General features: G+C 63.2%; 2 protein-coding genes. Both read right to left on the bottom strand.

Annotated elements, in window-relative coordinates; translation table 11 throughout:
• The coding region (locus ACP2WS_RS09380; protein ID WP_426460546.1) for a two-partner secretion domain-containing protein at window positions 1-9,782 on the bottom strand (9,782 nt) is incomplete at its 3' end.
• Window positions 9,783-9,838: 56 nt separating this feature from the next.
• Window positions 9,839-11,644 (bottom strand): ShlB/FhaC/HecB family hemolysin secretion/activation protein, encoded by a 1,806-nt coding sequence (locus ACP2WS_RS09385; RefSeq protein WP_426460548.1) that lies wholly within the window; start codon window positions 11,642-11,644, stop codon window positions 9,839-9,841.
• Window positions 11,645-11,726: the final 82 nt, after the last annotated feature.

The raw sequence follows: 11,726 nt of genomic DNA on the forward strand, positions 1-11,726 counted from the left end.
AAGCTGTTGCTGCTGTTTTGCTGGCTGTCCTGCTGCGCCGCCTGCAGCGTGATGCCCTTGTCCGCATACAGTGCGGTGCCTTGCTTGCCGGCAATGTCCGAGCCAGTCACGCTGATGGTGCTGTCTGGCCCTTCCTGGGCCAACAGGGTGGTGCTGCCTCCGGCCTGCACGCCGCTGGCCAGTGCCTGCGTGCCACTGCCCTGGCTGTGTTGCGTGCTTTTTTGCTGGCCGTAGGTGATGGAGATGTTGAGCCCTTGGGCTGCGGATGCTCCGCTTGCAAGCCCCTGCATGGCCGATGCGGCCTGGTAGCCCTGCCAGCCTGCATTGGCTGCTGCCATGGCGTTGACGCGGCTGTTTTTACTTTGGCCGAACCGATCAAGAGCTCCCATGGCCTGCTGCGTTGCCGATATCACGGGAGAAGCGAGCGCGATGGACAGGCCACTGCTTTCATAGGAGAAGGCGCTTTCGCTGCGATAGGTGTCCTGCCCTGCAGTGATGTCCAGGTTGCGTGCCGCAATGGTGACATTTCCCTGAGGCGAAGAGACCAGGCTTGCGCTTTGCAGATACTGGTTGCCAGCACGGATGGAGGTATTGCCACTGATGGTGCCGATGGTGCTGCCGCTGGCGGTGGTGGCGGTGCCGGTCTGTGTGCTGCGCAGGCTTTGCTGGCCTATGCTGACGGAGGTGCCGCTGGCAAGAAAGCCTGAGTCGTGGCTTTCTCGGCTGTGGCTTTCCTGCGTGGTGTTCTGGGCGGCGGTGATGGTCATGTCCGCGCCTGCGTTCAGCTCGGTACCCTTGTCTGCAATGACACTGCTGCCCTGCACTTGCAGGTTCTGCCCCGCATCGATCCGGATGGTCTGGCCTCCGATGTCGCTTCCGATGGCGCGGGTGGTGCGAACGCTGTCCTTGATGGAGTCACTGCTGCTGCCCAGGAGGCCGTGGCTGCTGTAGTAGTAGGCATCGTCGACGTTGGTGCTGCCTTGCCCTGCTGTGAGGGCAAGGTTGCCTGCGGCGGCTGCGTGAAGTGTTCCCTGGGTTTGTATGCTGGCTGCTCGGGCGCTGAGGTCGCGTCCGGCGCTCAGGGTGAGGGCGCCCTGGCTGTCGAGGCGGCTGCCTATGTCCTGGGTGATGCCCCAGTTGAGGTGCCTTTGGGCGTCAAAGCGGATGTTTTGCTGCTCGGCAGTGGTGAGGGTGCCTAGGGTGAGGTCGCGACCGGCCTGTACGGTGGTGCTGGCGGTGGCTGCGCTGTGGGTGTTGTCGAGGACGCCGGCGGTGAGGGTGAGGTCGCGTCCTGCGAGAGCGAGCAGGGTGCCGCTGCCGCTGGTGCCGCTGAGGTATAGACCAGCGACGCGGTCGATGCCGGTGTGGAGGTAGGTGTTGGCGGGATCCTGTTCGGTAGCGGTAGTGCTGGTGATGGCGAGGTCGCGTCCTGCGCTGACGAGCAGGTTCTGGCTGGCGTCGACGGTGCCGCCCTCGATGGTGAGGTCCCGGCTGGCGGTGAGGGCAACGTTCTGGCCGGTGATGCGTCCGCCCACGTTGTGGATGTTGTCGGCACCAAGGTCGACGACCTGGCGTGCGGCCATGGTGCCTGCGTGGTTGCTCAGGTCACCGGTGAGGTGGAGTCGCATGTCGCTGCCGCTGATGAGGGCTCCGCTGCCGCTGAGGTCGTCGCTGCGGGTGACGACGTAGACCTGTGGAACCAGTACGGTGGTCTGGCTGCCGTCGGCCAGGGTGACGGTTTGGCTCACGAGCCAGACGATGTCGCTGGTGAGCTGGGCCATTTGGGCCGGGGTGAGGGCTACTCCGGGGCGCAGCTGGTGGCTTTGCGCAAAGCTCACGCCGGCGTCCATCAGGCCCTGGTATTGTTCGTCGTCACTGCGGTAGTCGCCGGCAAAGCGCCGGCCGGTGAGCTGGGCGACTTGCTGCTCGATGCTTTGCTGTTCGTGGTATCCGTCCCCCAGGCGTTTTTGCGTGAGCGCCGGGTCCAGTCCAAGGGCCTGAAGCATGTAGTCCGAGCTCAGCCATTGCCGGTAGCTGGCAAAGGCCGGGTCGGTTTCGATCAGGTAGCTTCTGCCTGCCTCGGGGTTGACGTGGTAAAGGCTGCTTTGGGGAATGCGGGCTTCGGCTGGCAGGGTGCGGGCTATTGTGGCGCCGTCGGCACTGCTGCTGGCCAGCGTGACCTGGATCGCGCTGGCTGCACGGAGTGCTGTGTCTGTGCGGGCTGCTGCTGCGTCGACGGATGCACTGCCGGTGTTGTGGGTGGCAGATACGGTGTGGCTGCCCAGCCCGGAGGGACCAGACGCTGTCGGGGTTTGTCCGGCGCCGCCAGTCACTCCGGAAATGTCATTCTGCAAGGGGGAAATGACGGCGGCCTGGGAAACCGCCGAAGCAGTGACGGCCGTGTGTGTAGGCGTCTGCATGTCGGCGTGGATGCTGGTTGCGGCATCAGCGCCATTGAGGGTGGCGCTGCCGACGAGGGGGGTCTGTGTGGTGCGGGTCAGTCCGTTTGCGGAGGTGGTGCCTCCTTGCACGTTCTGGCCGCTGTTGCCGTTGGCAGCCACGGTACTGGAAAGGTCGGTGGCGGCGTTGGGCAGGAAGACTGTGGTGGGCAAGTTGAAGGTGGTGGTGGATGGCTGGTAGTAATTGCTCCAGCTTTCATTTTTTTCTTGATAGTCGCTGAAGCCACCGTGGTATTTCCAGTAGATGGAATCGGCCGAACCGGCAATGATGGTGGTTTGCTTGCCCTGCGTGGTGCTCTGGGTCAGAGATCCTCCCAGGATGTCGATGGCGCCGCCGGCTGTGACCTGGCTGTCGCGGTTGTCGAGGTTGCCCTGGATGACGATGTGCCCCCCGGCGGTGATGCGTCCCGGATCGCTCGCTGCCAGCTGGTCCTGGTAGACGGTCTGGGTAATGTTGGTGAGGTAGGTGTATTGCCGCCACTGGCCGGTGGTGCGGTTGTTTTCGGTGTTGGCGGCAACAATGGCAGCGTCCAGTGCTGAAACGGCTGTCTGATAGGCCTGCTGGTCTGCGTTGTACGGAGCCAGAGCAGCGTAGTACCCTTTCTGGTCTGCGCCGGTTTTCCAAACGATTTGCGTTTCGAGATTGCAGTCGCCAGAAGCACCACAATTGGAAACGGTAATTTCCCAGCCTCCGTAGGCCGCGAGGTTGGGTTTTGCCACTTCCTCCTGCGGCGGAGGGGTAATGCCATATTCGGCATAGCGGGGTGAATTGCGAGGTTCGGTGTAGTTTGTCTGTGCAAAGCTGGTACACCCCCATGACAGCGTGGAAGTATTGGCCAGACAATCACCCACCGAGTACTGTGCGCGGGGAATATAAGTGCCGTATTTGTCCGGGTGTACCTTCTTGACCAGACCGATGGAGCCACCGCGCTCCACAAAATCCGAAGCGAGCTCGGGTTGAGCTCCAGGCACCTGGTACAGGCTGGGCTGTGCGGTGCTGGAAATCAGCACCTGTGGCGTAACGGTCAGATGGCTGTTGCTGTTGACGATGTCCTGGGCATTCAGAGTCATGTTGCCCTTGGCCTCGATCAGCGAACTGCTGTTTTGAACCCTGTCGGCCTGGCCCTGCGTGGCCTGTCGGCTGGCATCGAGACCACCTGCGAGATGCAAGTCGCCCAGGCTCAGCAGCGACGAGCCGCCCAGATTGTTGAGCGTCTGCACGCCCAGATCGAGTTGCTGGCGCGCGGCCATGGTGGCACTGCTGGTGATGCCCTGTGTGGTTTCGGCCTGGTTGGTGAGCGTGCCGCTGCGGACCGAGAGATAGTCGCCATAAATGCGTCCAGTGCCTGTGTTGTTCAGGCTGCCCGCATCGATCCGGGTGTCACTGCCATCGATGAGCCCCCGGTTGGTCAAGCTGCCGCCAGTGCTGACGGTGGTACTCCCCCCCGAGGTGATGCTGGCGCCTGTCTGGTTGTCAATGTTGGCACCACTGACACTGACGGCGCTGCCGCCCTGAATGACGCCTTGGTTGACCACATCGCCCTGGCTGGACAGGGTGAGGGAACCATTGGCGCTCAATTGCCCTCCCGCGGCCAGGGTATAGCCCGCCGTTTGGCTGATGCGCACATCGCGGTCGGAGAGCAAGGCACCCCCACCATTGACCGTGGTGTTGTCAAGTGCGAGCAGTTGCCCGGCATGCAGCGTGCCGCCGCTGTTGCCCAGGTTCTGGCTGTTGCTGATGCGCAGGGTCTGACCGGCTTGCATCTGCCCCCCCTGGTTGTCCACCGTGCCTGTGGTGCGTACCTCCAGGTTGCCGTCGGCCAGGATGGTGCCTCCGCGATTGCTGATATCGGCGCTGCCCGCACGGATGCCAATGTCACTGCCCTGCGCCTGAATCAACCCCTGTGCACTATTGTCGAGCGCTACGCCGCTGGTTGCAGTCGTGATTAGTGCCATGTTTCCATTGGCCGCCAACACGCCGCCGTGGTTGTCGATGCGAACGGCCTGGATGTCCATGGCAGAGGCCGCCCCTACGTACCCGCCATTGGCATTGTCGAGGATGCCCCCTTGGGTCTGGAGCTGCAAGCTGCCGGCTGCGAGAATGCCTCCCGTGCTGCCTGATTGACTGTTGACGATGTCCTGGCCATGGCTGTGCACATTCAGCGTGCTGCCTGCCTGTGCGGTGAGCAAAGTCCCGGCGTGGCTGTTGTCGAGGCTTGCGCTCTCGATATTCAGGCTGCGGTTGGCAGCAATGACGCCCCCCTGATTGGTCAGGACTTGCGCATTGCCCGCCGTATCCTGGCTTTGTACCGACAGAGTGTCGGCGGCAATCCGCCCGCCATTGTTGTAGACACCGGCCGCGATGACTTGGGCATCGGCCTGGCTGGACACGGTACCGTCTTGATTGTCGAGTGCACCGCGCGCAGTGACGCTCACATCGCCCGTGCTGACGACATGCCCCCCGGCAGTGTTGTCCATGCTCCCGGCACTCGTGATCTGCAAGGTGGCAGCGCCACCTTGACCCGCCTGAACCAGGCCTCCCTGATTGTCAAAGTCTCCTGCCATATGGAGGCTGACATTGCCCAGACTGCCTATCTGCCCTGCATGGTTGTTCAGCGCCCCAGAAGTCCATTGCAGTGGCCCTGCTGCATACAGCACACCGGCCTGATTGCTTGCACTGCCAGCTCGTACCGCCAGACTGCCAGCCGTGGCAGAAATAACGCCGCTGTCGTTGCCGAACGACTGCCCCTGAGTATCGATGGCAACGTTCTGCCCAGAAATCAGTCCCCCGGTATTGTCAAGAGACTGGCTGATGACCGACGTGTTTGCTGCGCTGGCAATGGTGCCGGTGCGATTGCTCAGAACTCCGGCATGCAGCATGGCATTGCCGCCTTGCGAACCGATCTGCCCTTGAACGTCATTGTCCAAGCTGGCACTTTGCAGGCTCAGGTCCTGCCTGGATGCAATCAGGCCTCCCTGATTCAGCGCAGCGCCTGTGCTGCTGAAAAACAGCGTCTGGCCTGCAACCAGGGCGCCGGAACGATTGTCCAGTTCAGTGCTCTGCACACCAAGATCGCCTCCGGCCTGGATCAGCCCCCCGGTGTTGTGGAGTTCCGCAGTGGTGATGGTGACCTGACCCACGCCTGCAAGGGTGCCCGACTGGCTGTTGTCGAGGTTCTGGCCCCGGGTGTCGAGGGTCAGGGTGGTGGCAGACTGGATGGCTCCGCCCCGGTTGTCGAGTGCTCCCGATGCGATCGTGGTGGCCCCTCCCGTGGAGGCGATGCGGCCTGCGTTGTTGGTGAGTTGCTGCGTGTGGGTGTCGATGGCTACCGTGTCGCCGCTGATCTGGCCTGCGCTGTTGTCCAGGCTCTGGCTGTCGAGGGCTGCTGCGGTCTGCGCCACAATGCGGCCGCCACGGTTGGTGACGGTGCCACTGTCGATGCGCACGCTGCTGTTGGCAGAGCCGATCTGCCCTTGCACGTCGTTGCTCAGGCTGTCGCTGCTCAGGTGTACGGCTTCATTGGCGATGATCTGGCCGCCGGTGTTGGTGAGGGCTTGTGCTGCTGTGGCGCTGAGTGTGTGTGCGGCCTGCAGGGCGCCCTGGCTGTTGTCCAGGCTGCGGGCCGTGACGGTCAGGTCGCGTGAGGCCTGTACCGTGCCTTGCTCGTTCTGCAGGGCACCGCTGGCATGGATCTGCAGGTCGGATTCAACGGTGCGGGCTGCCGCTTCTGCTGTGGCCTGGAGGGTGCCTCCGGCCTGGATCAGCCCCCCGGTGTTGTGGAGTTCCGCAGTGGTGACGGTGACCTGACCCACGCCTGCAAGGGTGCCCGACTGGCTGTTGTCGAGGTTCTGGCCCCGGGTGTCGAGGGTCAGGGTGGTGGCAGACTGGATGGCTCCGCCCCGGTTGTCGAGTGCTCCCGATGCGATCGTGGTGGCCCCTCCCGTGGAGGCGATGCGGCCTGCGTTGTTGGTGAGTTGCTGCGTGTGGGTGTCGATGGCTACCGTGTCGCCGCTGATCTGGCCTGCGCTGTTGTCCAGGCTCTGGCTGTCGAGGGCTGCTGCGGTCTGCGCCACAATGCGGCCGCCACGGTTGGTGACGGTGCCACTGTCGATGCGCACGCTGCTGTTGGCAGAGCCGATCTGCCCTTGCACGTCGTTGCTCAGGCTGTCGCTGCTCAGGTGTACGGCTTCATTGGCGATGATCTGGCCGCCGGTGTTGGTGAGGGCTTGTGCTGCTGTGGCGCTGAGTGTGTGTGCGGCCTGCAGGGCGCCCTGGCTGTTGTCCAGGCTGCGGGCCGTGACGGTCAGGTCGCGTGAGGCCTGTACCGTGCCTTGCTCGTTCTGCAGGGCACCGCTGGCATGGATCTGCAGGTCGGATTCAACGGTGCGGGCTGCCGCTTCTGCTGTGGCCTGGAGGGTGCCTCCGGCCTGGATCAGCCCCCCGGTGTTGTGGAGTTCCGCAGTGGTGACGGTGACCTGACCCACGCCTGCAAGGGTGCCCGACTGGCTGTTGTCGAGGTTCTGGCCCCGGGTGTCGAGGGTCAGGGTGGTGGCAGACTGGATGGCTCCGCCCCGGTTGTCGAGTGCTCCCGATGCGATCGTGGTGGCCCCTCCCGTGGAGGCGATGCGGCCTGCGTTGTTGGTGAGTTGCTGCGTGTGGGTGTCGATGGCTACCGTGTCGCCGCTGATCTGGCCTGCGCTGTTGTCCAGGCTCTGGCTGTCGAGGGCTGCTGCGGTCTGCGCCACAATGCGGCCGCCACGGTTGGTGACGGTGCCACTGTCGATGCGCACGCTGCTGTTGGCAGAGCCGATCTGCCCTTGATCCCGGTTGCTGAGCAGGCCCGTTTGCAGCAGGACGCCTTGATTGCCCAGCAGTTGGCCCTGATCATTGGTGAGCGTGGTGGCAGTGATCTGCAGTGCGCCGGCAGCACCCATGCTGCCACTGGCATTGTTGAGCACGTTGCCTGCGAGGATGAGGTTGCCGCTGGCGCTGATGCTGCCACCTGCGGTGTTGCTGATGCTGTCCAGGCCAGAGAGGCTGAGATCGGCCGGTGCCGCCTCCCCGGAGCCCGCGACGATGGTGCCGCTCTGGTTTTGCAGCATCCCGGCACCTCCTGTTCGGCCCTGGATGCTGACGCTGCCCCTGCTGCTGATGGCACCCTGCTGATTGTGGATGCTGCCGGCCAGCAGATTCAAGGCGCCTTCGCTGGTGATTTCGCCAGTGCTGTTGTCGAGTGTGTCGCTGATGCCGAGTCGTGCGATGCCGCCCCCGCTCTGAATCAGATGGCCGCCCGTGTTGTCAAGCGTGCCGGCGCTGAGTTGCAAGGTTTCATCGGTCGCCGTACTGACGGTTTGGATGTTGCCGCCGCGGTTGCTGAGCATCTGCTGCGTCTGGATGGCGACATTGCCACTGTGGCTGCTGATATGCCCCTGGTCGTTGGCAAGCGTCTCGCTCGCCAGATGCACGTCTGCTTCCGCGACCAGCGTCCCGCTCCGATTGTCGATTTGCCGGGTGCCGCTGCTGAACAGTGCACCAGCCGTACTGATTCGGCCCCGGGTGTTGTCTATATCGAGCGCCTGCAGGTTCAGGCTGTCCACGCTGTAGAGCATGCCGCCCCGGTTGCCGAGCTGATCGAGCTGGCTGTGCAGTGTCCTCACATTGAGGCTGCCCCCACTGTTGTCGAGCCCCCCTTGCGCGCTGAGCTGGCGCACCTGAATGCTGGCGCTGTTGGTCAGAGACTGGCTGGTGTCGAGATCGGTCTGCCCATTGGCAATGATCTGCCCGCCGGCATTGTCGATCTGACCGGTCACCGCGATCCGGCCTGCCGCCAGAATGTCGGGCGTGGTTGTGACAACGGTGGTTTGGCCTCCGTTGCCTGCCGTGCTGGGGAGGTCCACGATTGCCCCGGCGCCGATGCCGGATTCAGCATTTCCGATGGACGTGACAGGTATCGCGCCGATGGCTCCCGCTTGTCCGTTGAGCGTGCTGTTGTTCAGGACCTGGGCACTGATGCCAAGATTCTGGGCACCGGTCTGGCTGATCTTGCCCAGGGTATTGGTCACGCTGTGTGCGTCGATGTCCAGCCGCGCCGCCGTCAACTTGCCCTGGCTGTTGTCCAGACTGTCGGCCTGCACCTGCAGTTCCCGCGCAGCGCTCACGGTCCCGCTGTTGCGGACAGCACCGGCATTGACCCAATGCACGTCGTGCTGGCTGACCACGGTGCCACTGTTGTCCACCCCGCGGCCCTGGGTATCGATGCGTACATCCTGCCCTGTGCCACTGGCTGCGATGGTGCCGCTGTTGGTCAGCAGCCCATCGGCAGAGAGCAGAACCTGACCGGCGCTGGCGCCGATGGCACCGGCGTTGCGCACTCCCAGCCCGGCTTCGGTACCAATCAGGGTGATCTTGCCCGCATACATGCCGCCGAGCTGGCTGACGTCGAGCGCGAACTGCGGTTTGGATGCATCGGAGACCGGCTGCGCCGTATGCGACTGGATGTCATCACTGCCGTTCTGTCCCGCCGCCCCGGAGACGGTGTTCTGCCCCGTGATGACAGCCACATGGTTGCCCCAGACACCGGCGTTGATCTGTGCGGCACGCGCCAAGATGCCGGTGTAGTCGGTCAGGCTGGCATCCAGCCCCCGGCCATTGATGGCGATGGTTCCGCGCTGCACCCGATAGCCATCCAGACTGCCGCCTTGGCCGAACTGGGGCACCCCGGTGGTAAGGAGAGCACGGCTGGCATTGATGAACCCGCCACCGTCCACATGAATGCCCGCCGGGTTGGCAATGACGAGCTCGGCCTTTTGCCCGGCAATTTCAAGGTAGCCATTGATCTGACTGGGATTGGCGCTGTTGACTTCGTTGAGGATGATTTTGGCTGTCCCCGTGGCCAGCCACGGGTTCCCCTGAACCCAGCCGCCTTGTTGACTCTGTACATTGCTGCGGCTGTTGTTGAGAATGGCGCCCTGCTGTTGGACATCGAACTGGCTGTAGGTGTTGCGGCTGACTCCGGCAGTACTCGGCGTCTGGATATTGACAACTGGCACCCCATTGGGCGCTTGCAGGACGGTTGGCCGCTGGCTGCCTGGCGCCCCTGGATCAGCCACTATCTGTGCATGGGCCAGTTGTCCCAGCAGCGGATTGAGCGCCAGATTGAGACTCAGGCCCCCCAGCATCAGTCTGTGCACTGCATGGCTGGTGCTGCGACCGGGAGTGGATGTATTGCCCGCATCCTTGCCATGCGCCCTGGCGGTTTCCGCCACCGCCATGTACTGTCCACGGACTTTGCTGAAGACAATCCGGTAACGTTGTTGATTCATGATGCGTCAATACTCAAAATTGCACGAAAGACTGGACACCGCCGCCGCGGGTGTGTTCAGAACGCCCAGTTCAGGCTGAAGCCGCCGGTGACAGCGTCGGCCTTGAAGCCGGCCGGTTTGTACAGAGGGGTGCCCAGAAAAACGTCGTAGCCAAAGCCACGCGCCCAGCCCCGCCCGTTGCCACGCAGACCCAGCACAGCGCCTGCGAGCGAATTGCCGATCAGGTTGGCTGTGCTGGGCCCACCGACATGGCCGTAATCCAGCCCGACATAAAGCTCCTGTCCACTGCGCCCCAACGCTGCTCCCCAGTCGTTGCGCAGCAGCCAGCCGCGGTCGCCCAACAAAACGCTGGAACCATCGAATCCGCGCACGGTATAGCGGCCGCCGATCATGAAACGGTCTTGTGGCGTCAAGGGAGTCCGGTTCTGCTGCCAGCGCCAGTTGCCGCTGTAGCGCAGGTTCTGCGTTCCCAGGTGGAATGGGACATCGAGCACAGCTTCGGCCGTGATCAGCCCAAAGCGGGAGCTGCCTTCGCCAAAAGCCTCTTCCGGAGCCGGAAGGGAGTGAAAGGCGCCTGTGCCACGCTTGTACCCCAGCGTCAGATCCAGGCTCGCCTTGCCGACATACTCGCGATGGCTGAGTTGCGCCGCCCAGCCGCCCACCTGGCGGCGCTGTACATCGATTTCTGTGTCATCGATGGAGTTGTGACTGTTGCGAGCCCAGCCCTTGAGGGTGACACTGGTGCGCCGGCTGGAGTCGCGATAAAGCAGCCTGCTGACAAAAGCTTCGATGTTTTCCTGATCCCCGCTGTAGCTGTATGTCTGCGTGGCGCCCGCTACGGTCTGATGGTAGGCACTGCGGTTCCAGTCGACACCCAAGGTCCAGTACCCGAAAGGAATGCTGTAGTAGGCAGCTCCGTTGCGGGTGCCACGGCTGCCGGACGCATCTGGTTTGCCACCCCCGAGATCCTGTCCATACGACACGTAAAACAGATCGTTGAGTGCGAGCGGATTGTCGATGCTCAACGTAGCGGTGGCCTGGTATTTGCCCGTGTTGTCGGTGCCGCTGTCGTTCAGCGCAAGGTTCAAGCGCACCGGGCGACTTTGCTGATAGCGCACCAGCAGATCGCTTTGTCCAAACGGCATCGCTGCCGAAGACACCTCCTGTGCCGGAGCAATCTGGATGTCTGCATCGGCCGTGGGAACCCGCTTCAGATTCTCCAGACCTTGCTCGATGTCACGCAGGTTCAGAATCCTGCCGGGCGCAGTGGGGATGCCAGTGGTGAGCCCCGCACGTCCAGCCTGCTCCGGCGCAATGCCGGGCTCCATGCGTATGGCCGCAATGCGCCCTGCAACCACGGTAAGCACCAGCTTGCCAGAAGCCAGATTCTGCGCAGGCGCCAGCACCCGGCTCGTGATGTAGCCACGATCGATCAGCCGGTTCTGCGTCCGCTGCAACAGGACATTGATCCCTTGCGCGCCCAAGCAGCGCCCCACCGGGCGATCAGCCCCCCAGGGACCACCCTGTGCATCAGAAACAAAGTCCAGCGCTTGATCCAGCGCCCGCAGCAGGGGCTCTGGCACCGGCTCCCCGCCTGGCCCTGCGAAAACGACTTCGCGAATGGGAAAACAGGGATGCTCTTCTTGAGGCAGTCGTGCATGAGGGTCGGTTTGGGGAACCTGCAAGGCCCGGGTTGCCGTGTCGGCTTGCTGCTGCAGCTGTCGCTGTTGTGTATCGATGCGCTGCTGCAACTGCTCCTGGCGTTCTTGTGCACGCCGCTGCTCCAGGATCTGCAGAGGAGCTTCCTGCGCAGAAATGGACGCATGCACTGTCACCATGCCCAGCCCCAGCAGACACGCCATCGGCCCTGCCGCATACGTCACAGGCAGAAAGCGAACAGACTTTACCGAACTTTTTTTACGATTCAAGGCCACAGAGTTACAT

Source organism: Brachymonas moutaii (nom. illeg.), assembly GCF_049977365.1.
In the GTDB taxonomy this organism is placed as follows: Bacteria; Pseudomonadota; Gammaproteobacteria; order Burkholderiales; family Burkholderiaceae_C; genus Brachymonas.